Source organism: Limnobacter sp. MED105 (assembly GCF_000170915.1).
GTDB lineage: Bacteria > Pseudomonadota > Gammaproteobacteria > Burkholderiales > Burkholderiaceae_B > Limnobacter.
On record NZ_ABCT01000012.1, the window covers coordinates 75,844 to 99,328 of the forward strand.

The 23,485-nt window shown below is 52.8% G+C and carries 21 protein-coding genes; 9 read left to right on the forward strand and 12 right to left on the reverse strand.

Annotated features, from left to right (window positions below):
- Nucleotides 1-3: 3 nt before the first annotated feature.
- Both adh and LMED105_RS11460 read right to left on the reverse strand, forming a co-directional pair.
- Entirely contained in the window at nt 4-1,524 is a 1,521-nt protein-coding gene (gene adh / locus LMED105_RS11455; protein WP_008251391.1) for an aldehyde dehydrogenase, read from the reverse strand.
- Between the two features lie 240 nt (nt 1,525-1,764).
- Nucleotides 1,765-2,841 (reverse strand): substrate-binding domain-containing protein, encoded by a 1,077-nt coding sequence (locus LMED105_RS11460; RefSeq protein ID WP_008251392.1) that lies wholly within the window; start codon nt 2,839-2,841, stop codon nt 1,765-1,767.
- Nucleotides 2,842-2,907: 66 nt separating this feature from the next.
- On the opposite strand from LMED105_RS11460, the gene LMED105_RS11465 reads away from it, so the two are divergent.
- From LMED105_RS11465 to LMED105_RS11475, 3 genes are all read left to right on the forward strand, one after another.
- Complete coding sequence (locus tag LMED105_RS11465) at nt 2,908-3,759, forward strand: quinoprotein dehydrogenase-associated SoxYZ-like carrier (protein WP_008251398.1); 852 nt, start codon at nt 2,908-2,910, stop codon at nt 3,757-3,759.
- A complete protein-coding gene (locus LMED105_RS11470) occupies nt 3,756-4,742 on the forward strand; it encodes a quinoprotein relay system zinc metallohydrolase 1 (protein WP_008251400.1) in 987 nt (328 codons plus the stop codon). Before LMED105_RS11465 ends, LMED105_RS11470 begins: the two co-directional genes overlap by 4 nt.
- Before the next feature lie 300 nt (nt 4,743-5,042).
- Nucleotides 5,043-6,794, forward strand: coding sequence for a PQQ-dependent methanol/ethanol family dehydrogenase (locus LMED105_RS11475; RefSeq protein WP_008251402.1), 1,752 nt, complete (start codon nt 5,043-5,045; stop codon nt 6,792-6,794).
- A gap of 275 nt (nt 6,795-7,069) precedes the next feature.
- Here LMED105_RS11475 and LMED105_RS11480 read toward each other — a convergent pair whose 3' ends face one another.
- The 10 genes from LMED105_RS11480 to LMED105_RS11525 all read right to left on the reverse strand — a co-directional run bounded on the left by LMED105_RS11480 (nt 7,070) and on the right by LMED105_RS11525 (nt 17,520).
- Complete coding sequence (locus LMED105_RS11480; protein ID WP_008251403.1) at nt 7,070-8,353, reverse strand: OmpP1/FadL family transporter; 1,284 nt, start codon at nt 8,351-8,353, stop codon at nt 7,070-7,072.
- Between the two features lie 123 nt (nt 8,354-8,476).
- Complete coding sequence (locus tag LMED105_RS11485; protein WP_008251404.1) at nt 8,477-9,292, reverse strand: ABC transporter permease; 816 nt, start codon at nt 9,290-9,292, stop codon at nt 8,477-8,479.
- A 2-nt stretch (nt 9,293-9,294) separates the two neighbouring features.
- Nucleotides 9,295-10,080: an ABC transporter ATP-binding protein gene (locus tag LMED105_RS11490; RefSeq protein ID WP_008251405.1), complete on the reverse strand. Its 786-nt coding sequence runs from the start codon at nt 10,078-10,080 to the stop codon at nt 9,295-9,297.
- Nucleotides 10,077-11,273: a pyrroloquinoline quinone biosynthesis protein PqqE gene (gene pqqE, locus LMED105_RS11495; RefSeq protein WP_008251406.1), complete on the reverse strand. Its 1,197-nt coding sequence runs from the start codon at nt 11,271-11,273 to the stop codon at nt 10,077-10,079. Before pqqE ends, LMED105_RS11490 begins: the two co-directional genes overlap by 4 nt.
- Nucleotides 11,270-11,551: a pyrroloquinoline quinone biosynthesis peptide chaperone PqqD gene (pqqD, locus tag LMED105_RS11500; protein ID WP_008251407.1), complete on the reverse strand. Its 282-nt coding sequence runs from the start codon at nt 11,549-11,551 to the stop codon at nt 11,270-11,272. The genes pqqE and pqqD overlap by 4 nt, the downstream gene beginning before the upstream one ends.
- Nucleotides 11,548-12,255 carry a pyrroloquinoline-quinone synthase PqqC gene (gene pqqC, locus LMED105_RS11505; protein ID WP_008251408.1) on the reverse strand — a complete coding sequence of 236 codons (708 nt, stop codon included), beginning with the start codon at nt 12,253-12,255 and terminating at the stop codon, nt 11,548-11,550. The genes pqqD and pqqC overlap by 4 nt, the downstream gene beginning before the upstream one ends.
- Nucleotides 12,252-13,184, reverse strand: coding sequence for a pyrroloquinoline quinone biosynthesis protein PqqB (pqqB, locus tag LMED105_RS11510; RefSeq protein ID WP_008251409.1), 933 nt, complete (start codon nt 13,182-13,184; stop codon nt 12,252-12,254). Before pqqB ends, pqqC begins: the two co-directional genes overlap by 4 nt.
- 72 nt (nt 13,185-13,256) lie before the next feature.
- Nucleotides 13,257-13,331 (reverse strand): pyrroloquinoline quinone precursor peptide PqqA, encoded by a 75-nt coding sequence (pqqA, locus tag LMED105_RS17095; protein ID WP_083797182.1) that lies wholly within the window; start codon nt 13,329-13,331, stop codon nt 13,257-13,259.
- A 272-nt stretch (nt 13,332-13,603) separates the two neighbouring features.
- Nucleotides 13,604-14,782, reverse strand: coding sequence for a porin (locus tag LMED105_RS11520; protein ID WP_008251411.1), 1,179 nt, complete (start codon nt 14,780-14,782; stop codon nt 13,604-13,606).
- A gap of 347 nt (nt 14,783-15,129) precedes the next feature.
- A complete protein-coding gene (locus tag LMED105_RS11525) occupies nt 15,130-17,520 on the reverse strand; it encodes a sigma-54-dependent Fis family transcriptional regulator (protein WP_008251413.1) in 2,391 nt (796 codons plus the stop codon).
- Nucleotides 17,521-17,836: 316 nt separating this feature from the next.
- Here LMED105_RS11525 and pedF point away from each other — a divergent pair, with 316 nt between their 5' ends.
- The 6 genes from pedF to LMED105_RS11555 all read left to right on the forward strand — a co-directional run bounded on the left by pedF (nt 17,837) and on the right by LMED105_RS11555 (nt 23,482).
- Nucleotides 17,837-18,292 carry a cytochrome c-550 PedF gene (gene pedF / locus LMED105_RS11530; RefSeq protein WP_008251415.1) on the forward strand — a complete coding sequence of 152 codons (456 nt, stop codon included), beginning with the start codon at nt 17,837-17,839 and terminating at the stop codon, nt 18,290-18,292.
- A 118-nt stretch (nt 18,293-18,410) separates the two neighbouring features.
- The gene (locus tag LMED105_RS11535; RefSeq protein ID WP_008251416.1) at nt 18,411-19,283 is read left to right on the forward strand and encodes an ABC transporter substrate-binding protein; all 873 of its coding nucleotides are present in this window, start codon (nt 18,411-18,413) and stop codon (nt 19,281-19,283) included.
- Between the two features lie 246 nt (nt 19,284-19,529).
- A complete protein-coding gene (locus LMED105_RS11540) occupies nt 19,530-20,003 on the forward strand; it encodes a 4Fe-4S dicluster domain-containing protein (protein WP_008251418.1) in 474 nt (157 codons plus the stop codon).
- Nucleotides 20,004-20,046: 43 nt separating this feature from the next.
- Entirely contained in the window at nt 20,047-21,894 is a 1,848-nt protein-coding gene (locus LMED105_RS11545) for an aldehyde ferredoxin oxidoreductase family protein (protein WP_008251420.1), read from the forward strand.
- Entirely contained in the window at nt 21,891-23,264 is a 1,374-nt protein-coding gene (locus LMED105_RS11550) for an NAD(P)/FAD-dependent oxidoreductase (protein WP_008251421.1), read from the forward strand. Before LMED105_RS11545 ends, LMED105_RS11550 begins: the two co-directional genes overlap by 4 nt.
- Entirely contained in the window at nt 23,231-23,482 is a 252-nt protein-coding gene (locus tag LMED105_RS11555; protein WP_008251422.1) for a MoaD/ThiS family protein, read from the forward strand. The genes LMED105_RS11550 and LMED105_RS11555 overlap by 34 nt, the downstream gene beginning before the upstream one ends.
- The last annotated feature ends 3 nt before the right edge of the window (nt 23,483-23,485 follow it).

A 23,485-nucleotide genomic window follows, 5' to 3' on the forward strand; every position in this document is an offset into this window, starting at 1 on the left:
AACTTAGAAAAAACCCAGTGCGTTGGGGTTGTAACTCACCAGCAGGTTTTTGGTTTGCTGGTAATGGTGCAACATCATTTTGTGGTTTTCGCGACCAATACCCGATTGCTTGTAGCCGCCAAATGCGGCATGTGCCGGGTACAGGTGGTAGCAGTTGGTCCACACGCGGCCGGCCTGAATAGCCCTGCCCATGCGGAAAGCGCGTGCGCCGTCACGACTCCACACACCTGCGCCCAAACCGTACAGGGTGTCATTGGCAATTTGCAGGGCTTCGGCTTCGTCTTTAAAGGTAGTCACTGACAGCACCGGGCCGAAAATTTCTTCCTGAAAAATACGCATTTTGTTGTGCCCTTGAAAAACAGTGGGCTTCACATAATAGCCACCGGCTAGGTCGCCACCTTGTTTGTTTTGCTCGCCACCGATCAGGCACTTCGCGCCTTCCTGTTTACCCAGATCGATGTAACTCAGGATTTTTTCCAGCTGTTCTGAAGAGGCTTGCGCGCCGATCATGGTGCTTTCATCCAGCGGATTGCCCTGCTTGATTTTGCCTACCCGTTCAATGGCACGTTCAATGAAAGCGTCGTAGATGTCCTCCTGAATCAGTGCGCGGGAAGGGCATGTGCACACTTCGCCTTGGTTTAAGGCAAACATGGCGAAGCCTTCCAGGGTTTTGTCGAAGAAGGCATCGTCTGCCTCCATGATGTCGGAGAAGAAAATATTCGGTGACTTGCCACCCAATTCAAGCGTGACCGGGATCAGATTTTGCGCAGCGTACTGCATGATCAATCGACCTGTGGATGTTTCACCCGTGAAGGCAATTTTTGCAATGCGCGGATTGCTGGCCAGTGGTTTGCCCGCTTCCAGTCCAAAGCCGTTCACAATATTCAGCACGCCGGGCGGTAGCAAATCAGCAATCAAATCCATCACCACCAGCAAGGAGGCGGGTGTTTGTTCGGCAGGCTTTAACACCACGCAATTGCCCGCTGCCAATGCTGGGGCCAGCTTCCAGGCGGCCATCAGTATCGGAAAATTCCAGGGAATGATTTGCCCAACCACGCCCAGCGGCTCGTTGAAATGGTAGGCGTAGGTTTGGTGATCAATTTCACAAATACTGCCTTCCTCGCTGCGAATACAGGCGGCAAAGTAACGGAAATGATCAATGGCAAGCGGAATGTCGGCAGCCATGGTTTCGCGCAACGGTTTGCCGTTGTCCAGCGTTTCAGCAACCGCGATCAGGCGCAGGTTTTCTTCCATGCGGTCTGCAATGCGATTCAGAATCATGGAACGTTCGGTGGGTGAGCGTTTGCCCCAGGAGTCTTTGGCGGCATGGGCGGCATCCAGCGCCAGTTCAATGTCTTCGGCTTGTGATCGGGCCACCTGACAAAGCACTTGGCCGGTAACCGGGGTCACGTTGTCAAAGTACTGGCCGTTCTTTGGGGCCACCCATTGGCCGCCGATGAAATTGTCGTATTTGGCTTTGAAGGGGAAAGCCACGCCCAGCTTTAATTCGTCAACCATGTTCATGTCCCTAACTCCTTGTTGTGTTGATGTAGGTAGGGCACATTGCGCAACGGTCATGCCAGTGTCGATTGGGGACAATTTCCGGAAGCACGTTTCCGCAGTCGATCTTTGTTGAAATGCAATTAGGAATAAATCTGCAGGACTTTGGGCAGGGTAACTTGATGGGCGGTGTACTTATTATGCAATTCTTTGCATAATATTGTTGCGCTGCACACATTTGACACACTCAAATGTGGGGGGGGGTTAGTTGGCCTGAATCTCGTTGAGAAATAATTCCAGTGCCTGCGTTCTGCCCAAGTTCAATGGCTTGTAACCTGCTGCATTTTTTACATGCTCGAGTACTTCTGCGCTGCGCAACCAGGGCAACAAAATATCCAGCGCCCGGTATTGCAGATCACTGTTGTGCAACACCAAAAAGTAGCGTTCTTTGGACACGGGCCTAAACTGCAGACCATAGTGGTCGGCCGCAGCGCGAATCCCCAAGCCTAAATCACCGTGACCGGCAGCAATGGTGCAAGCCACTGCCAAATGGGAGTTTTCTTCGTGGAAGAATCCGGGCAGATCTTCGGCTTTCAGGCAGGCTTTGGTGATCAACGCATCCAGTTGGTGGTGGGTTGATGAAGCCGAGTTTCGGTTTACCAGCAGGGCACGCCGTTGGGCCACATCTTCCAGCGTGGGTGGTGTGGCCGCTGGGCGGCTCATCCAGCCGATATCGCGCTCGAACAGTTCAATGACGCTGAGGTTCGAGCCACGCAACCAGCGGCGCATGATTTGGTGAACATGCGAATGTTCTTCAAGCCCCACTGGCAAGTGGCAGCCAGCCACGCGCACTTCGCCGCGGTGAAGGGCGGAAAGCGCTGCAATGCTGCCCGACCACCGCAGCGACAGTTGCAGTTTTTTGTACAAAGCGGTGTTTTGAAACAGGTTTTGTAGCACCAGGTCGTCGCTCAGCGCCAGACTGATCCAGGGTTTGTTTTGATCAATGTCCAGCCACTCGGCATTCAGTTGTTCACCCACTGTACCCAGGTCGGGCGCCACGCGCACATTGCCTTGTTCCACCATCCAGATCAATTTGTGCCCGAACCGCGTGAGGCAAGCGCCGGCACGCCCGTGAGTGGCCACCAGATCTTCGCCCAGCATTTGGTTGTATTGCTGGATTTGCGACCATAGGGTACGGTAAGAAACGCCCAGCGCTTTACAGGCCAGCGAAATGGAGCCAGCCGTATCGATGGTTTTCAAGGTGTTCAACATGCGTTGGTCCAGTTCAACAAACTGACCGTCGTCTTTTTTCCAACGCGCGGATATTTTTAGATTGAGCATTTGCGAATACAGGCATGTCGATTGCTTGCATTCTGACAGATTACAAAAAGCAGGAGACAGGTAATCATGATGTTCAGCAGTACAAAACAATCGATTCTTCAAATAATCCCTGTGGGGATTCTGGTAAGTGGTGTCGTGGTGGTGAGCAATTTTTTCGCCAGCCCGGTTTTTGCTGCACCGATAGAACTGGGTGCAGTGAAAGGCGATTTGACGGGTGGCGACCCGCTGGGTTCCATGCAGTGGCCTGACATGAAAGGGCAATTTTTTGAGGCGGATGCGAAAACCGTGTTCGACTCCAGAATCAAGGTCACAGTGCCCTTGTTTGCTGAAGACGCCATGAATGTACCAGTGTCATTCGATGCCTCAGCTTTGGGCAAGGTGAAGAAAATCGTGGTGCTGGTGGACAGAAACCCGATTCGCAAGGTGTTGGAATTTATTCCCGAGAAGGCCAAGCCTGCTTTGAATTTTCGTTTCAAGCTGGAGCAAGCCAGTCCCATTCGTGTGGCCGCACTGACCGAAGACGGCGTGTGGCATGTGGGTTATGCCTTCATTGAAGCGGCTGGCGGTGGTTGCACTGTGCCCGGCGCAACGCGGGCTGATGGCAGTTGGCCACAAACTTTGAACAAGGTGGCCGGCAAAATGTTTGATGCCAATCAGTTGCGAGACGATGCGCGCTTGCGTGTGCAAGTGTCGCACCCCATGGACACCGGTTTGGTGGCTGGTGTACCCGCCTTTTACATTGAAGAAATGATTTTGCAAGACCAGAACAAACAAGTGCTGGCCAAACTGTACCCCTTTGAGCCCGTGTCAGAGAACCCCTTGTTTTCTTTTGATTTTGACAAGAAACCAGTGGGGCCGATCAGCCTGGTGGGGCGTGACAACAATGGCAACCGTATTGATGCAAAGGTTACCCAATGAATTTGTGCAAAGCAGTGCGCGTACTATTTGCCGCATCCACGTTTATTGTTCCTGTTGCCCCTGCGCTGGCTGAGCTGCCCAATATTGCCAAACCAACACCCGATAAAGCCAACCTTGATTACGGTTTGAAAGCCACCAAACTGGCGGGTGGCTGGTATGTGATTGCTGGTTCGAACGATGATTTTTCTCAGGCCAATGGTTGCAACATTATTAACACTGGTTTTTATGTCGATGATTCGGGTGTGTATGTGATCAACACCGGGACCTCGCGTATTTATGGCGAGCAGCAGCGGGCTTTGATCGACTCGGTCAGCAAGAACAAACCCGTGAAGAAGGTGGTGGCACTGAATCTTCATCCGGATTATTTTTTGGGCAATCAGGCTTATCCCCAAGAAACACTGGCTGCCACCAGGCTGACTATTCAAGGTATCAAGGCGGAAGCCGCCTTGTATGAAACCAATCTGTACCGTTTGTGTGGCGACTGGATGAAAGCCACAGAAAGCGTATTTCCCACGCAGACGATTGTGCCGGGCAAGTTGAAAACTTTCGGTGACAAATCCATTGAAACCCTGGAGTTGAAAGGCCACACCGATTCAGATCTGGTGTTGTTTGATCCAGGCAGCAAAGTGATGTGGGCAGGCGGCTTGGTGTTTTACCAGCGCATAGTGACCACGCCGCATGCGAAGTTAAAGCCCTGGATTGAAAGCCTGAAAAAGCTTCAAGCGCTGAAGCCCAAGGTGGTGGTGCCCAGCCACGGCCCGGTGAGTTGGGGTAGCGAGGCAATCGACCAAACGCTGGATTACCTTAGCTGGCTGGACAAACGGCTAACCGACGCAGCCAATATGGGCGAGGAAATGAATGACGTCATGAAGAAAGGTGCGCCCGAGCGATTCCAGAATTTTGCTGCTTACCCAGCTGAGTTTTATCGCAATGTGACCACTTTGTATCCTTTGTATGAAAAGCAGGCTTTGGGCGGATTCTGAGCGTAGCAATCAGGGTTAACGCTGTACCAAGTGTGTCAAAACGGGACAGTTTGTGTGTTGCTGAACAGATGTGCTGTTGCAATGTCACAGAACTGTCTCTTTTTTTACTTGTCGCGACAGGCGAAATTAAGGAAATTAGGTGGATTTTATAAGGCACTGATTTTATTGAATAAAATTTTTATTTAGATTAAATCTTCTACTTGGCATGAAGCTTGCGCTAGGTTTGACTCGGGTAGCCCCGACTCTGCAAACGAAGGGCGAGAACCTCAAAGTAACGGATGATGAGAGGAGAAACAAATAATGCGCAAAACTCTGCTTAGCGCGATGGTAGCAACCGCACTGGCGATTCCAGCAGTGGCTTCTGCCGCTGTGACAGACGCAATGATTCAAAACGATGCCAAATCCACAGGCGACATTCTTTCCTGGGGCATGGGCACAGAGGGTCAGCGTTACAGCCCATTGAAAGACATTAACGTATCGAACGTTGGCAAGCTGGTTCCAGCCTGGTCATTCTCGTTCGGTGGTGAAAAGCAGCGCGGCCAGGAAAGCCAGCCTGTGATTCACAACGGCAAAATGTTTGTCACCGGTTCCTATTCACGCATTTACGCACTGGACGCTGCCACAGGTGAAAAGCTGTGGAAATACGAGCACCGCCTGCCAGAAGGCATCATGCCTTGCTGCGACGTGGTGAACCGTGGTGCGGCCCTGTATGACAACCTGGTAATTTTCTCGACACTGGATGCCCAGTTGATCGCGTTGGATCAGAACACTGGCAAGGTGGTGTGGAAAGACAAGATTGACGACTACGCAGCGGGTTACTCCAACACAGCTGCGCCAATCATCGCCAACGGTTTGGTGTTGACTGGTGTGTCTGGCGGTGAATTCGGTGTGGTCGGTCGTGTTGAAGCGCGCAATGCCAAGACTGGTGAAATGGTTTGGTATCGCCCCACTGTTGAAGGCCACATGGGTTACACCTTCGACAAAGACGGCAACAAGAAAGAAGCAGGCATTTCCGGCACCACCAATGCGACCTGGAAAGGCGACATGTGGAAAACCGGTGGCGCAGCCACATGGCTGGGCGGTACATACGACAGCAAGACAGGCCTGGCCTACTTCGGTACTGGTAACCCTGCACCCTGGAACAGCCACCTGCGCCCAGGTGACAACCTGTACTCCACTTCCACAGTTGCGATCGATGTTAAAACCGGTCAGATCAAGTGGCACTATCAGTCCACACCCAACGACGGTTGGGACTATGACGGTGTGAACGAGTTCGTGACCTTTGACATGAATGGCAAGCGCGTTGGCGCCAAAGCCGACCGCAACGGTTTCATGTATGTGAACGACGCCACAACCGGCAAGCTGGAAAACGCCTTCCCATTCGTGAAGAAAATCACATGGGCCAAGGGCATCGACATGAAGACAGGTCGTCCGATTTTCGACCCTGCCAACCGCCCTGGTGACCCCACCAAGATGGACGGCAAGAAAGGCGAAACAGTGTTCTCAGCACCATCATTTTTGGGTGGCAAGAACCAGCAGCCAATGGCTTACAGCCCTGACACAGGTTTGTTCTATGTGCCTGCCAACGAGTGGGGCATGGAAATCTGGAACGAGCCAATCACCTACAAGAAAGGTGCGGCTTACCTGGGTGCCGGTTTCACCATCAAGACATTGCCTGGCTTTGACTACATCGGCGCATTGCGTGCGATGAACCCCAAGACCGGCAAGATCGAATGGGAAATCACCAACAACGCGCCTTTGTGGGGCGGTGTTCTGACGACCGGCGGCAACCTGGTGTTCTGGGGTACTCCAGAAGGTTATCTTAAGGCGGCTGATGCCAAAACCGGCAAGGAAGTGTGGAAATTCCAGACAGGTTCTGGCGTGGTTGCGCCACCCGTAACCTGGAAAGGCAAGGACGGTCAGCAGTATGTGGCGGTTGTGTCTGGTTGGGGCGGTGCCGTACCCCTTTGGGGCGGAGACGTGGCCAGCAAAGTGAACTACCTCGAACAAGGTGGTTCCGTGTGGGTATTCAAACTGTTCGACAGCAAGTGATCAGTTTGTGAAGAACATCAAACTGCCCCGTGTGGGGTAGTTTGGTGAGTAGTGAAGTAGTAGAGCGTTTTAGAAGTGTTGTCATTTTCACCCCCAAGTTTTCTGCCTGCTCCGCAGGGAACTTATTGACGCAAACGGTTGAAACAAATTGCTCCTTGGGACCTTTTTCCGGCATTGATTGGGAGTCGGAAAAAGTTGTGGCGGTTTGTGAGTCTCCTAAACGAATGCGTCTTTTCTGCCCGGCCTTGTGCCGGGCATTTTTTCGTTTACAGCTTTTAGAACTTGTACGACACCTGACCTGACAAAATGAAAGCATCGCCTTCGGCAGTGCCCAAGACTCGGCTTTGTGCACCGCCAGTTCCCTCAGTGCTGTCAATTTTTGCCTTGTCGGGCATCACATACTGGAAGGCCACATCGAAGGTGGTGGCTTTGTCTAATTTGTACTGTGAGCCCACAGCGAAAGTGATGCGGTCTTCATCCGGCAAGCGCACTTTGCGGCGTTCATCAGGTACGGGCGTGATGTCGTAAGCCACACCAGCCTTCAGGTTGATGGTGTCGCTGTATTTGTAAATGCCACCCACTGCAAAGCGCCAGCTGTTTTTCCATTCATAGTCTTGTACCGGAATGGGTGCCGCTGCGCCGCCGGCATTTACACGGTCGAATTGAAGTTTCTGAATCGTGCTCCACTCCGTCCATGTGGCGTCTGCGAGCAACTGCCATTTGGAGTTGAGTTCGCTAACGCTGGAGATACTGAGTGAGGAGGGAAGACGAATTTTGCTGACCAGATTGCTGTTTTGAGTAGCAGCAGCGGGACCGCTGAAAGTCACGTTGCCCTCGAGATCCTGTTCGATCGCAGAGCGGTATGCAATACCCACGCGCGTTGCTTGCGTAACCTGTCCCATTACACCCAAATTGAAACCATATCCCCAGCCATCGCCTGCGATGGTGGTGAGTGATTCGGTATTGAGTCCGAGTACAGTGGAGGCGCTCAGTTTTGCATCCAGTTTTTGTGCAGACACACCGGCACCTACAGACCACTGATCGTTCACTTTGTAGGAAACGGAGGGGTTGATATTCAGCGATTTGATGTCAGAAGTGATGCCCTGGAAGCGACCAATCCAGTCGGCTTGATAGTCCGTTTTCAGACCGAATGGTGTAGCCACTGACAGGCCGAGATTGATTTTGCTGTTAAAGGGGACTACCAAATGAAAATTGGGTATGTAGCCTTCGGCTCCAAAATCGCCGACATTGCGGCCAGGGTTACCTGGCATGGCTGCGGGTGTTGTTGTGCCCTCGTTGTTGAACTCACTGTTCAAATCAATGTAATGCCCGCCCAATACCACCTGGCGTTCTTTCAGGCCGCTCATGCTGGCTGGGTTGAACCATGCGGCGCTGGCGTCTTCGCCAATGGCGGCTTTGCCTGCATAGGCCACACCAGCACCGCTGGCGTTTTGCTCATTCAGCGCGAAACCGGCGGCGTTGGCTTGACCAATCATGCCAAAACAAAGGGTTGTTAATGCGCAGCTGATGGCATGCAATTGAAAAGGGGATTGTTTCATGTCGTCCTCGTGGGTCCGTTTGTAAGAATGGAGTTTTCGAGGGGTATTGTAAGTAAAAATACGAACGATCGTGCTAATAAAAAATAGAGAGAATCTCTACAAAAACTATTTATAAATAGTTAATTATTGATTCAAGGGCACGGCTGCACCACTTTGCGAGAACTTCCAGGTGGCCACTGTCAACATGGCGACAGTCGCTCCGAGAAGTACCAAGGTGGCGAACATCAATCCAAATTCAGCATGGCTGCTGAAGGCGTGGCGAAGCAGGTCAACGCAGTAGGAAAATGGATTGACCAAGGCTACCCAGCGTGCAAGCGCTGGCATGGGCTCGATGGGGTATAAGGCCCCACTGAAAAAGAACACCGGGAAAATCACGAAGTTCATCATGACGGCAAATCCGTCAATCGACTTGGCGAAAGTGCCGCACAACACACCCAATGCAGCACAGGCCAAAGCAGCCAGTGCAGCGCCGGGCAATAGCACATGCAGTTGAGGCCACAAGGTACGGCCTACCCAAGGCAGTACGTTTTGTAAATCAAACCCGAGGGGAAACAACAGGGTATAAAGGCCTTCAAGCGCCAACAGCAGGACAATTAACAGGCCCATTTGCACCAGTGCGCCGATGGCGGCCCCCAGGGTTTTGGCAATCAATATGTGATGGGTTTTTACAGGCGCTGTGACCAGCAAACGCATGGTGCCTGCGTCTTTGTCCAGTGCGATGCTCAGGCCACCCACCATGCCGCCAAATAGCAGGGTCATGCCCACAATACCAGGCAGTAATCGGGCGGTGTAGTCTCCGCCAGCCAGTGCCTGCATGCCGCCGCCGATAATCCACAACCACAGCACCGGGCGCACCATGGCAGCTGCCAGGCGGTCGCGTTGCTTCAAAAGTTTCACGCTTTCACGGCGGATTACAGCCCAATAGAATTGCATCAACATGCTCAGTGCGCTCCGCCATTCATTTTCCAGACAAACCAGTCCGCCAAGGTGGCGGTTCGCACGCTGGTCACGCTTTGGTCGGGCAGTTCATCCAGCGCTTGTGCTGGTGTGCCCAGCCAGCTTAATTGACCTTCGTTCAGGAATCCCACCCGGTCACAGCTGTTGGCTTCGTCCATCAAATGCGTGGCAATAAAAATAGTGAGACCGTCAATGGCCTGCAGGGTTTTCAGTGTTTGCCACACACTGTTCTTCGACGGTACGTCCAGCGCGGTGGTGGGTTCGTCGAGTATGAGTACACCCGGTTTGTGCACCATGGCGCGGGCAATGTCTACCAGTCTTTTCTGTCCGCCAGACAAGCTTCCCACAGTGCGGTTTAACCACGCCTGTATCGGGAAAATGGTGTACAGGTGTGCCAGGTTGGCTTTGGCTTGTGCCTTGTTTAAACCTTGTAAACCTGCGGCAAACAGCAGGTTTTCCTCCACGGTCATGAAGCGGTCCAGTGACACCGATTGAAACACGAAACCCAGATTTTTTCGGGCAAGATCGGCCGCCCTGCGGGTGCTGTAGCCCAACACCGAGAGTTCGCCCTGGTCGGGCGTAATCAGGCCCGCAATCAAGCTGATCAGCGTGGTTTTTCCTGCGCCATTGGGGCCAAGCAGGCCAAACATTTCGCCTGCGTTCAAATCAAGGCTGACATTGCTCAGTGCCTGCCGTTCTCCCCAGGAGAAAGAGAGGCCCTGTGCGTGAAGGCGGATGGTGGTGTCGGTTGCGTTGTTGTGGGTGTTCAAGAGCCGTTTTTGCTGAGGTGCAAGCTGTTGTGATCGCTGCGATACCATACCACGGGCACCTCGGCGGTGTTGGCCAATGCTTGCTGTTCGGGCTTTTGAACTTTCAGGTAGTTGTTGGGGTTGTCACGCCGCTGGGCTGCATCCACAAACGCGACTACTTTTTCGTGATCGGGCGACTTGTGGCACACCGGGTCGGCGTTGGTGGCATCGCCGGTGATCAGGTAGGCCTGGCATCGGCAACCGCCGTAATCCTTGGCTTTGTCGGGGCAGGTGCGGCAGGGGTCTTTCATCCACGCATCGCCACGGTAGCGGGTAAAACCATCGCTTTCATACCAAATGTGTTCAACCGTACTGGTTTTCACATTTGGAAATTCAAAGCCTGGCAACATGCGTGCTGCCTGACACGGCAGTGCGGTGCCATCGGGACTGATGCTGAGAAAAACATTGCCCCACCCGCTCATGCAGGGTTTGGGTGTCTTCTCGAAATAGTCGGGTACCACAAACAACAACTTCATGGTGTTGCCCAGTTTCTCGCGCCATGCCGCTACGCGTTCCTCGGCATGTTTCAACTGTTCATGGGTAGGAATCAGCGCCGCCTTGTTCTTGAATGCCCAGCCGTAATATTGCGTGTTGGCCAGTTCAAGATATTCAACGCCAAGCTTTACCGCCAGTTCGATGATTGAATCGATGTGATCCAGATTCAGCCTGTGTAGCACCACGTTCAGAACCATGGGCCAGCCAGCCGCTTTTACAGCGGTGGCTATTTCCAGTTTCTTGGCAAATGTTTTGGTGTCGCTGAGCGCATCGTTTGCGGCCTGGGTTGCGTCCTGAAAACTCACTTGAATGTGGTCAAGGCCTGCGGCTTTCAATGCATCCAGTCGCGTGGGTTTCAAACCAATGCCCGATGTAATCAGGTTGGTGTAGTAGCCCAGTTCATGTCCGTAGGCCACCAGTTCTTCGAGGTCATCGCGCAGCAGTGGCTCTCCACCGGAAAAGCCCAGTTGCACCGCACCCAGCGCGCGGGCCTGCTTCATGGTTTCTTTCCATTCGGCGGTGCTCAGTTCATTGGTGTTGCTTTTGTAATCGACAGGGTTGTAGCAAAACACACAGTGCAATGGGCAACGATAGGTGAGTTCAGCCAGCAGCCACAAAGGGCCTGCAGGGCGTGTTGTGGTATCGCTGGGGCTGCTCATGCGTCCAGCCAGTTTCGGCGTGCGGCTTCTTGCAGCATGCTGCGTACATCGGCCTCGAGTCCGCTTGTATTGAATTTGGTTTCAAGCGCACCAACAATGGCATTCACGGTTCGGCTGCCATCGCAAAGCAACAAAATTTCGCTGGCCGATTGGTTCAGTTTCACCATGCCCTCGGGGTACAGCAGCACATAGGTCTTTTGCGCTTCTTCGTATTGCAATCGGAACAGGCGATTCAGCTTGGGGTGCTCTGGCAAGGCTTGGGTGGTTTCTGTGTTCATTTTTTTCTCTTGTCGGGATACGCCAGTGCAATCGCATCGGACATACTCCAAAGCACGTCCAGTTTGAATTGCAGAATTTCAAGTGCACGTTCCTGTTGGGCACGGGTTTTGAAATAATTCAAGGTCACTTCCAGGCCATGTTCAACGTCGCGTTGCGCCAGGCTGATTCTGGAGCGAAAATAATTCAAACCTTCAGGTGCAACCCATTTGTAGTCTTTGGGCCAGTTGCTCAGGCGTTGCTTGTGAATTTCTGGTGCAAACATTTCAGTCAACGATGAGCACACCGCTTCTTGCCAGGGCGCGCGGCGGGCAAAATTCACGTAGGCGTCCACTGCAAAACGCACGCCTGGAAGCACCAGTTGCTGGCTCCACAGCACGTCTTTGTCAATGCCTACTGCTTCACCCAGGCGACTCCAGGCTTCAATGCCGCCAGCATTGCCTTCCCAGCCATCGTGATCCAGAATGCGCTGCACCCAACGGCGACGGGTTTCGCGATCGTCACAATTGGCCATCACCGCAGCGTCTTTTTGCGGAATGCACACTTGATAATAAAAGCGGTTTGCCACCCAGCCGCGCAGTTGTTCCCGGCTCAGTTTGCCCTCACGCATGGCCACGTTGAATGGGTGGTGAATGTGATAGCGGTCGCCCTTTGCGCGCAAGCGTTCTTCGAACTCCTTTTTGCTCCAGGCTTTGTTACTGCTCATGCAAGAATCTCCATGCCGTCAAAGGACACTTCAATTCCATTGTCGGCCAGAATGGCGCGCTCGTCGCCATGCTCATACAAAATCGGGTTGGTGTTGTTGATGTGAATCAGGATCTTGCGTTGGGTTTCAAACTGGCGCAGCTGGCTGATCATGCCCGAGCCGCGCTTGCCCGGCTTGTCAGTTTGCGGCAGGTGCCCCATGTCGGCTGCCATTTTCTGGGAAAACCCTTGTGTGACCATTTCATCTTCGGTCCAGAACGTACCGTCGACCATCAACACATCAGCCGCCTGCATGAACGGCAGAATGTCGGGTGTAATTTCGCCAAGGCCGGGGGCATAAAACACTTTCTTGCCGGTGTTGGTGTCTTCGATCAACAAACCAATGTTGTCGCCACGACGTTGGGCGTAGCGGCTGGGGGAATAAGGTGGCGCCTTGCTGATCAATGGAATTGATTTGATCTTGATGCTGTCCAGCGGGCTTATCGTCAAGGGGTCATCACATTCGGTGCACAGCGGTGTCCATTTCACACCGCAGTAAAATCCCAGTGTCGGCACCAGCGGCAAGCCGTTGGTGAGGTCCTCCCACACAGCCGGAGTGGTGAACAGGCGCATGGGTGTTTTGCCCTCGCGCATCATCAACAGGCCCGTGGTGTGGTCAATTTGTGCATCCATCAAAATGACGGCAGCAATGCCGGTGTCGCGTGGGCCGCGGTTGGGTTGCAGTTCTGGTGTGTTCTTAATTTGCGTCAGAATATCGGGCGAGGCATTCACCAATATCCAGTTGGCAGACCCATCCGATATCGCAATCGACGACTGGGTGCGCGCGGTGTATCCCGGTGCCTTGGCCCGGACGGCCTGGCAGTTGTTGCAGTTGCAGTTCCACTGTGGGAAACCTCCGCCTGCTGCGGAACCCAGAACTTTGATTTTCATGGTTGCTTTTTTCAGGGGTAAAAAAAACCCCGCCAGCCTGAAAGGCTATCCGGGGCTGTGCGAACCGTCAAATCAACGGTTGGCAATGTACATGGTGATTTCGAAACCGAAACGCATGTCAACGAATGATGGTGTAGTCCACTGCATGAAATATCCTCCTTTTTGCTTTGTTAAAATGCACCTTGGCACATGGCTTGGGTGAAGAACTTGGCTCTCGCCGTTTTGTTCGTCCTCGAAGTTTAAAAAGCAATTCCCGTGCCTTGCAGGCTAGTTTGTCGGTATTTTTGTAATGTGGGAAATGATCGTTTTCCCGGGTATTTCGACTGTTCAAACTGTTGCAGTTTGAAACACAATGCAAAAAGGCGCGAGCCTTGTGAGCTCGCGCCTTGGGACAATCGTTAACGGAGGGTGGTTAACGATCAGAAGAACAGGATTGCGCCGACTGCGATTGTATTGGATTCACCTTTCGCTGCTGGAGCACCCAACTGGTAAGTTTGTTCATTGGTGATGTACTCGCCAGCCAATGTCAGACTTGGAGTCAAGTTATGGTACACACCCAATACCATTTGGTTTGTTTCTTCGAGCATGATGGCATTGGCAGTGCGGTCAGCGGCAGTGGCATCCAGTGTCGAAGAGCCATAGTTAACACCAAACTTGGTATTACCGACCTTGTAAGTTGCTTGGACGAGGTAGCCATCAGAATCACGCTCACCGTTGGCAGCGTCGCGACCGCCGAAACCAATCAGTGTGGTTCCAAGGCCTTCGCCCGTGAAGTAATTACCTGTCAATGACAGGGCACCGAAGTTCAATGTACCGCCGGCTTCGAAGCCAGTAAGGTCGGCATCGGGGGCGCCAGCTGCACCCGATTGCGATTGATTGATCAAGGCAGCCCAAAGTTTTCCACTCTCGCCCAAGCTGTAGGAGGCCAAAGCTTGCATTCCTGGGGAATCGCTTTCAGCGCCACCAATTTGTTTTGGCTGGAATACACCACCAGACAAACTCAGATTGCCAAATGCAGGTGCTGTGTAAGTGATTTGAGGCTGAAATTCAGTGTAGATGTAACCAGATCCGATTCCACCGAGCGTGGTATTCAATGCGCCGTTGTAGCCTGATCCACCACCCACCGCCAACAGTGACATGTCGTTCAAGATTGCGTTTTGGCCAAACAGACCAATGTCGCGACCGGCCTTGATCGTACCCATGGTTTCGTTGCCGAACTGCAAGAATACACGTCGCTGATCGCCTACGTTTTGGCCTACGCCACCCGCAGCGCCGTTGTTGTTTGTTGTACCTGGATCAATAGAAATTACTGCTTTCAAGTCGTAACCGGCTTGCTTGGTGGAGGCTGTAAAAATAATGAAACCTGGAAGCAGGCCGTTTTGAATTGATGTTTGATCTTGACCTGTGGCCGCGCCACCACACAGGCCCAGAGCACCGCTGGCGGCCGCGCCCGCGTTGTCACAACTTGTTGTGTTGTAATAGGCGTTGACTGAACCAGACAAATCCATTTCCCACTCACCGGCCTTGAAGCCGATTGCGTGTGCCGAAGTCCCCATTGCTGCCAAGATGGAAGCTGCTACTAATTTTTTGCTGATCATAAGATCAACCCTCCAGTTTTAGTTTTTAAAGGTTGCTGCTTGTTTGTCTTCTAAAGCTCGCCAGCACACCGCAGGGTAGAACTGGCTTGAGGGGACTAGGGCAAAAGACATGCCAGTATTTAAGCTATTGATTTTATTGAATTAAATAAAAATGTAGGATTTTTGACGACAACGTGGAGCAGTGCACTTGATGTGCGTCAGGCGGTGCGCTTTGAAACAGAAATGTGTGCGGCTGGAGCAACTGAATGACAGTTTTGTGACAACTGTTCAATTGGTTTGTGCCAAAAAAAACCACCCGATCATTGGGTGGTTTTTCTGACGATAAAAGGTAGCTTGATGAAGGAGAGTTACTTCGAATTCAATCGTCGATAAATTGTATTTCTGGAGATTCCCAACATTCTTGCAGCTGCACTGACATTCCCACGGCAGGTTTCCAGCGCGTCCTGAATGGCACGAGATTCGAGGTCATCCAGGTTAATCGGATTCTCAACCTGCGCTCTGGCTGTGGCTTGCCTTGATCCCAGGTAGCCTTGCGCGCGTGCGTCATAGGCGCGGGTATCGTAGCTGTCTTCTTTGAAGCGTGGTGACTGCGGCAGTGTATTGATCTGTTCTTCCCGGCCAGCGAGTTTTGGACTGTGCGTCCAGCTGTCAAATCGACCTTCCCTGAACTTGCTGAATGTTTGATCAAGTCCGTTGCTCTTGGGTGCCATGCCAGACCGGTGATGTACCTGTACATCAAAAGCACCGGGTTTGTGTTTCGTGGGTGCCGCAATTTTGGTTTGCACAGAGAAGTTACTGCGCACACTGAACTGTGGGCGTGTACCCGCAGCAGGTGTAGTCGTGCGTGAAGTTTGTTGACGCTCGTCTGCTGTTGCAATTGGCTCTGGCTGTGGCTCAGCTTGCCTTGCTTTGTTGTCCAGTCGCAAGGCACGCCACTCGTCGAGGAAATCATCAGGCAGGTGGTCCCACTCAATGGTTTCTGCTTCGTCGGTCATGACGCTGGCGGTGCGCAAAATATTGGTCAATTGGCGAATATTGCCGGGCCATGCATGCGTCGTGAATGCCCTCATCACTTCAGGAGACACGCGAATGCGCGGGTTGTGCGATTCATTTTCGAGAATGCGTTGAATGATCTTTTGGAGGTCGGTGCGTTCACGCAGTGCGGGAATGCGCACCACCAAGCCGTGCAGGCGGTAATAAAGGTCTTCGCGGAACTGCCCTGCTGCAATTTGATCGCGCAGATTACGGTGCGTGGCGCAAATTACTTGTAGATTGACCGGAATGCTTTTCTGGCTGCCCAGTGGCGTAACGACCCGTTCCTGCAGAACACGCAGCAGACGGGCCTGCAATGAAATTGGCATGTCACCGATTTCGTCCAGAAACAACGTGCCGCCATTGGCCTGCAAAATGCGTCCTTGCGAGCCTTTCTTTTTTGCGCCGGTGAATGCACCGTCTTCGTATCCAAACAATTCAGATTCGATCAGGGTTTCAGGAATTGATGCGCAATTGACAGCCACAAAAGGTTTGTCATGACGGGGTGAGTCGTTGTGAATCGCCTGCGCGAGAATTTCCTTGCCGGTTCCTGTCTCACCGAGAATCAGGATAGGAATGTCCTTGTCGATCACCTTGCACACTTTCTCGATGATCTTGGCCACTTGTGGATCACCGGTGTTCAGGTATTTGAGGCTGGACAAGTGGGGGCTTTTTTGACAGGTGGTGTTTGCTTTTTGCGTGGCTGGTGCCTGGTTTTGTATCACAGCCGCATCGGAATTGTTTTTCACCAAGCCCACAGAGTCGAAAATTCTGCCTCGGCCTACACTGCCCAAGCTGGCACGTGCGGTAACCTGATTGCCATTGTGCAAACACAGAATCAGTGGAATGGGGTTGCAGGTGCGGTAGTGGTCAATCAAGGCTGACAAAGGCATGCCGAAGAGTGAACTGAAGGTGTGGCTTTTCAGCGCATTGGCTGACATGCCGAATTGCACCATGGCTGCCCGGTTGGCCGCCAGGAATTTACCGGCAGGTGAGAAGGCTGCTGCGCCTTCCACCACAGAACCCAAAAACTCGCCGCGTTGGTGAAACTGAACAATGATTGCGTCTTGAAACGAGCTGTTGAACAAATGGTTTTCGATCATTTGCGCCGACATGCGCACCAAGCCCATGGTGTGGCGGTGGTAGCTGCGATAGTCACCTGTTACATCAAGCACACCAATGGCCACGCCATTGGGGTCGAAAATCGGGGCGGCTGAACAGGTCAGAAAACGGTTCACATCCAGAAAGTGATCTTGCCCATGTACAACGGTGGGCAACTCTTCAATCAGGGCTGTGCCAATGGCGTTGGTGCCTTTGTGTTCTTCACTCCATGTCACGCCGGGGGCCAGCGCAACCTTCTGGGCTTTCACCAGAAAATCATCGTCGCCCAGCGATTCGATGATCGTGCCGCTGGCATCGGTCAGCAGCACCATGCTGTGGGTGTTCACCACCTGTTCATACAGGGTTTCCATGAAGGGCAGGGCGCACGACTTCAACCGGTTGTTTTTCTCGATCAATTCCCGAAGTGCGCTGCTGGGCGGTGGCGCGATGTCCACTTTGGATGTGGTGTCCAAACCCGCTGCTGTTGAGCGCTGGTGCGCACGCCGAATGAATTCGAGGTGCCCTTCTGTGCCCGGGTCGATCAATTCAATCACTTGGGCGTTGGATGCGAGGCTGCCGCCATCCCGCTCGGATAAGAATGCCATCCATGTCTCCTGCTTCTTGTGGTGCTGCGTTTTATAAGTATGTTTTTGGGTGCAACTTGAAGCGCTGAATGTTTTTGGTTGTATTGATATTTCAGCTGCCATGTTGCCCAATGCAAGCACTGTGCCAACTCAATTCAATGTGTTCCAAAATGAAACACGTTCTGATAAAAAGTAGCACAGATTACTCAACGAGGCCATAGGGTTCGCCATATGTCACAATTGGTAAAACTAATTCACAAATACGAATGAATAGGGTGGCATGGGGATTGCAGTACCTACCTCGTGTTGAATCATTCTTAGAAATACAGGAGTTGTGATGTTAGTTCGTAAAGCCCTTGTGGCAACCGTTTTTTCAATTGCCGCTTCCGTGGCAATGGCCCATGGTGATGTAACCCCGCAGGTGGTCGATGTGTCGACTTTGAAACCTTTGGGTGACGACATGCTGGAGAACAATCCCTACACCGGCGACAAGGAAGCGATCCGCGTGGGCAGCTCGGCCTACAACCAGAACTGCGCCCGTTGTCACGGTCTAGAGGTCATCAGCGGCGGCATTTCCCCCGACCTGCGCAAAATGAATGCTGAGTGCGATTCATTTGCAGGCAAGAAAGCCAAGCAGGAGTGCAAGACCGAGATGGATGTGTATTTCCGCAACTCGGTGCTGGGTGGCAAGGTGCGCGGCGATCGCGTGTATATGCCTGCATTCGCCGGTATTTTGAGTCAGGAGGCCATTTGGGCCATCAAGGCTTATGTTGAGACTCGTCCAGCCGAGTAATGGCCGGGTTGTTATTCAATGTGGAGCCCGGCAAGTAAAGTAATTGCGCTTGCCGGTTCCAGCTTCTTCAAACAATAAAAGTGCATCCAAGGCACATATCCCAAGCAGGAGACAATACATGACTGCGTTTGTTCAAGCGTGTCGATTTCCAATCATCAAAGCAATTGGCGCAACCCTTCTGGCCTTTTCTTTTCAGGCCAGTGCCTTGGCGCAAGAACTGTCGGACTGGGCCAAGGTGCAAGCCTCGGGCGTTTTGACCGTGGCTGTTTACAATTATCTGGCGCCTTACTCGCACGAGGGCAAAGGCATTGATGTGGACATTGCCAAAGCCCTTGCAGCGAAATTGGGCTTGGGTTTGCGGGTGCGCGCGTTTACGGAAGACGAGGAGTTTTCGGACGACATTCGAAACATGGTGACGCGTGGCCACTACCTGGCTGGAGCGCCTGCGGATATTTTGATGCATGCGCCAGTGGATGCGTACATCATGCAAAAAGAGGATCAGGCGTTGTTCTTCTCTCCTTACACCCGTGACGATATTTTCGTGGCGCGTAATGTGAAGAAGTTGCCCACGCTGGACAGCCTGAAGCCGTTCTCGGAGGCGGGCAATAAAATTGGTGCCGAAGCGGCTGCTTTGCCAAGCATTATGTTGGCGGGCGCCGATGGCGCGGCTTATGCCGACAATTTGGTGAACTTCAAAACTCCCAAAGAAGCGGTCGACGCGATGGTGAACGGTGAGTTGGTGGCGGTCATGGCTACTCGGGCCGAGCTTGAATGGGCTTTGCACCAGCACCCGGACAAAAAAGCTGATTATTACGTATCCAAGGTTCCGCACAATTCACTGCCGCCCAAGGGTTGGGCAGTGGGTATGGCTACCAAGAAAAGCAACAAAGAGTTGGCGGAAAAACTGACTGTGGCCATGAATGAACTGAAGGCAAGTGGCGAAATCGAGAAGATTTTTGCCAGCTACGGCGTGAAGTACATGAGGCCCTGATCCGGCTGAACTCATTTCAGATCATTTCCATGGGAAGCCTCGCAACAACATGCGGGGCTTTTTTGTTGGAACAACTGTTTCACTTTGGAACAGTTGTGTTGCATCGGGAAAACCCCAAGCGTCAAAACTCGGAAAAGTGTTGCCGGGACCCATCGAAAATTTCTTTTCAAGTTGGCAGGCTTATTGCATAAGACCGCATGTATGTAGTGCCCAAAACAAATAACCAAAGAAGCGAGGAACAACGGGATGCAAAAATCTCTTCATATCACGCCTGACAAATGCACGGGCTGCCTTCAGTGTGAAATGGCGTGTAGCTATGAAAACTATCAGGTGTTCAACACCTCATTGTCTCGAATCAAGGTGTTCGACTTCCACCACACGGGCAAAAAAGTGCCCTACACCTGTACTCAGTGCGATGAGGCTTGGTGTTTGCATGCCTGCCCAGTTGAAGCGATCACCATGGACAAAACCAATGGGGTGAAAGTGGTGTCGGAAGACACCTGCGTGGGTTGCAAGGTGTGCACCATTGCCTGCCCGTTTGGTACGGTCAACTACGTTCAGGAAACCGGCAAGGTACAAAAGTGCGACCTGTGCGGTGGCGACCCTGCCTGTGCAACTGCCTGCCCAACTGGCGCAATCACTTTTGTGGATTCCAACTGGACTGGTTTGGACAAAATGAAGCAGTGGGCCGAGAAGCTGAGCAACCAGGCTCACGCGTAACTCGTTGACCATTGAATAGAACAGAGAGAAGGGAGTAATACAAATGGCATGGACCGGTAAAGTACTGCGCGTGAACCTGACAGCAGGCACCTGCACCAGCGAAGACTTGAGAATGGATTGGGCGAAAAGCTACCTTGGCCAGCGTGGTTTGGCCACCAAGTACTTTGTGGAAGAAGTGAATGCGAAAGTGGATCCACTTTCGCCCGACAACAAAATTATTTATGCAACAGGCCCGCTGACAGGCACCATGGCTTCCACAGGCGGCCGCTATTCAGTGATCACCAAAGGCCCGCTGACTGGCGCAATTGCCTGCTCCAATTCAGGTGGTTACTTTGGCAATGAATTGAAGAGCGCTGGTTGGGACATGGTAATCATGGAGGGCAAATCGCCCAAGCCTGTGTACCTGTTGATTGAAAATGAAAGTGCAAAGTTGATGGACGCTTCTGACCTGTGGGGCAAGAGCGTGTGGGACACAGAACCCGCCATCAAGACCAAGCACCAGGACCCGCTGATGCGTGTGTGCTCAATCGGCAAGGCCGGTGAGAACCAGGTGCTGTATGCAGCCATTGTGAACGACTTGCATCGCGCTGCCGGCCGTTCAGGCGTTGGCGCTGTGATGGGTTCCAAGAACGTGAAAGCCATTGCAGTGCGTGGCACCAAGGGCGTTGGCAATATTTCCAACCCCAAGGAATTCATGAAGGTGACTTACGAGAAGAAAAAAATTCTCGCAGAGAACGCAGTAACCGGCACAGGCCTGCCCACCTATGGCACGCAGGTGTTGATGAACGTGATTAACGAAATGGGTGCCATGCCCACCAACAACCACCGCGATGTGATCTTCGACGGCGCTAAAGACATCTCTGGCGAGAAAATGCATGAGCCCCGCAAAACCGACGGCAAGGCCAACCTGGTCACCAACCAGGCCTGTTTTGGTTGCACCATTGCTTGCGGACGCATTTCCAAAATTGATGAAACCCACTTCACCGTGGAAAACAAGCCCCAATACCACGGTGCTTCAGGTGGTCTGGAATACGAAGCAGCCTGGGCTTTGGGTTCATCGAACGGTGTAAACGATCTGGAAGCACTCACCTACGTGAACTTCCTGTGCAACGAGCACGGCATTGATCCAATTTCTTTGGGTGCCACGGTGTCTGCCGTGATGGAACTGTATGAAATGGGCGTGTTGACTGAAGCACAACTGGGTTGCAAGGCGCCATTTGGTTCCGCGCAAGCACTGGTGAAGCTGAGTGAAGACACGTGCAATGGCGAAGGTTTTGGCATTGAAATTGGTCAGGGCTCCAAGCGCTTGACTGCCAAGTACGGCCACCCTGAATTGTCGATGAGCGTGAAGGGCCAGGAATTCCCGGCTTACGATTCTCGCGGTATTCAGGGCATGGGCCTGGCCTATGCCACGTCCAACCGTGGTGCCTGCCACTTGCGTGGTTACACGGTTGCTTCTGAAGTGCTGGGCATTCCTGTGAAAACCGATCCACTGGTGACCGATGGAAAGCCCGCCTTGGTGAAAGCATTCCAGGATGCAACGGCTGTGTTCGACTCCGCAGGCATTTGCGTGTTCACCAGCTTTGCCTGGACACTGGCCGATGTGCAGCCCCAGGTGGCTGCAGCCTGTGGCGATGAATTCGACATGGCCAATCTGGAAACCATGGGTGAACGCATCTGGAACATGGAGCGTCAGTTCAACCTGGAAGCCGGTTTCACCAAAGCCGACGATGATCTTCCTGCACGTTTGAAGAAAGACGCCGCGAAAGTGGGGCCCGCCAAAGGTTTGGTCAATGGCATCGACAAAATGCTGCCTGAGTACTTTGAGTTGCGTGGCTGGGACACCGAAGGGCGCCCAACCTCGGCAACACTGGAGCGTTTGGGGCTATGACTGGAAACACTCCAACACGGCACGTTATCCTGGGTAACGGGCCTGCGGGGGTGGTCGCTGCCGAGCAAATTCGCAAGCAGCGACCACGCGATTCAATCGTGATGGTGGGTGCCGAACCGGAACCCCCATACTCCCGCATGGCGATTCCTTACCTGCTGATTGGCAAGGTGGGCGAGCAGGGTACTTACCTTCGCAAAGACCCCGATCATTTCAAGAAGCAGAATATTCAGGAAATTCGCGCACGCGCCACCAGGCTGGACACTGCCGCTAAAAAAGTGATGTTGGACAACGGCGATGTACTTGAATACGACAAGCTGTTGATTGCCACTGGCGCACGCCCAATTTCGCCACCCATTCCCGGGGTGAATTTGCCGGGCGTACACCCGTGCTGGACACTGGAAAACGCACGGCAAATTATTGAGTTGGCCAAGCCAGGTTCACGCGTGTTGCAAATGGGTGCGGGCTTCATTGGTTGCATCATTATGGAAGCGCTGGCCTTGCGTGGCGTCAAGCTGACTGTGGTCGAAATGGGCAACCGCATGGTGCCGCGCATGATGACCGAAGGTGCGGGTTCGATGATTCGCGACTGGTGCATAAAAAAAGGCGTGAACGTGCACTGTTCAACGAAAGTTGAGGCCATTGAAGTGGGCAGCCAGTCCCAACAGCAAAGCCTGATTGAGAAAATTGGTTCGGCGATTGGATTTGGCACTGCGGTGGCTGCGAAAGATGGTGCACCCTTGCGTGCAAAACTTTCGAACGGCGAAGTGCTGGAAGTAGACTTGGTCATTTCCGCCACAGGCGTAAAACCCAACCTTGATTTTCTGGAAGGCAGTGGCTTGCAGGTGGATCAGGGATTGCTGGTGGATGACCACATGCAAACCAACGTCAAAGATGTTTATGCTGCTGGCGACGTGGCCCAGGTTCGCGATTTCTCAACCGGTGAGAAAACCGTGAACATGATTCAACCGGCTGCGGCTGATGATGCACGCATTGCCGCCCAGAACATGATGGGGCAGGGCACACAAACACAAGGCAGTTTGGCGATGAACGTGCTGGATACTTTGGGTTTGATCGCTGCCTCGTTTGGGCAGTGGTGGGGCGCAGAGGGTGGGCAAAGCGTCGAGTTGCAAAACAAGGACGAATTTTCCTACATGCGTTTGGAATTTCTTGGCGATGTACTGATTGGTGCAACCAGTTTGGGGCTAACGAACCATGTTGGCGTCATGCGGGGTCTGATTCAGGGCAAAATCCACTTGGGCGAATGGAAAGATCATTTGCTCGAAGATCCAACCCGATTAATGGAAGCCTATCTGGCTTGCGCTCAGTCTCAAAGTACATGGAAATTACCTTCAAGCTCTTTGCAACACTGACCGACTATTTGCCGGCGAACCGTGCGGACAACGCGGTTCGCTTGCAGGTGAATGACGGCAGCACCGTGCAGCAAGTGATCGATCAGTTTCACCTGCCCGAAAAGTTGACCCACCTGGTGTTAGTCAACGGCGTGTATGTGGACCCGGCCGACCGTGCCTCCAAAATATTGACTCCCGATGATGTGTTGGCCATTTGGCCACCCATCGCGGGCGGTTGATTT

Bases quoted from the DNA above. Each gene is read 5' to 3' on its own strand.
- adh (WP_008251391.1), bottom strand. From the start codon at position 1,524: ATGAACATGGTTGACGAATTAAAGCTGGGCGTGGCTTTCCCCTTCAAA.
- LMED105_RS11460 (WP_008251392.1), bottom strand. From the start codon at position 2,841: ATGCTCAATCTAAAAATATCCGCGCGTTGGAAAAAAGACGACGGTCAG.
- LMED105_RS11465 (WP_008251398.1), top strand. From the start codon at position 2,908: ATGATGTTCAGCAGTACAAAACAATCGATTCTTCAAATAATCCCTGTG.
- LMED105_RS11470 (WP_008251400.1), top strand. From the start codon at position 3,756: ATGAATTTGTGCAAAGCAGTGCGCGTACTATTTGCCGCATCCACGTTT.
- LMED105_RS11475 (WP_008251402.1), top strand. From the start codon at position 5,043: ATGCGCAAAACTCTGCTTAGCGCGATGGTAGCAACCGCACTGGCGATT.
- LMED105_RS11480 (WP_008251403.1), bottom strand. From the start codon at position 8,353: ATGAAACAATCCCCTTTTCAATTGCATGCCATCAGCTGCGCATTAACA.
- LMED105_RS11485 (WP_008251404.1), bottom strand. From the start codon at position 9,292: ATGTTGATGCAATTCTATTGGGCTGTAATCCGCCGTGAAAGCGTGAAA.
- pqqE (WP_008251406.1), bottom strand. From the start codon at position 11,273: ATGAGCAGCCCCAGCGATACCACAACACGCCCTGCAGGCCCTTTGTGG.
- pqqD (WP_008251407.1), bottom strand. From the start codon at position 11,551: ATGAACACAGAAACCACCCAAGCCTTGCCAGAGCACCCCAAGCTGAAT.
- pqqC (WP_008251408.1), bottom strand. From the start codon at position 12,255: ATGAGCAGTAACAAAGCCTGGAGCAAAAAGGAGTTCGAAGAACGCTTG.
- pqqB (WP_008251409.1), bottom strand. From the start codon at position 13,184: ATGAAAATCAAAGTTCTGGGTTCCGCAGCAGGCGGAGGTTTCCCACAG.
- LMED105_RS11520 (WP_008251411.1), bottom strand. From the start codon at position 14,782: ATGATCAGCAAAAAATTAGTAGCAGCTTCCATCTTGGCAGCAATGGGG.
- LMED105_RS11525 (WP_008251413.1), bottom strand. From the start codon at position 17,520: ATGGCATTCTTATCCGAGCGGGATGGCGGCAGCCTCGCATCCAACGCC.
- pedF (WP_008251415.1), top strand. From the start codon at position 17,837: ATGTTAGTTCGTAAAGCCCTTGTGGCAACCGTTTTTTCAATTGCCGCT.
- LMED105_RS11535 (WP_008251416.1), top strand. From the start codon at position 18,411: ATGACTGCGTTTGTTCAAGCGTGTCGATTTCCAATCATCAAAGCAATT.
- LMED105_RS11540 (WP_008251418.1), top strand. From the start codon at position 19,530: ATGCAAAAATCTCTTCATATCACGCCTGACAAATGCACGGGCTGCCTT.
- LMED105_RS11545 (WP_008251420.1), top strand. From the start codon at position 20,047: ATGGCATGGACCGGTAAAGTACTGCGCGTGAACCTGACAGCAGGCACC.
- LMED105_RS11550 (WP_008251421.1), top strand. From the start codon at position 21,891: ATGACTGGAAACACTCCAACACGGCACGTTATCCTGGGTAACGGGCCT.
- LMED105_RS11555 (WP_008251422.1), top strand. From the start codon at position 23,231: ATGGAAATTACCTTCAAGCTCTTTGCAACACTGACCGACTATTTGCCG.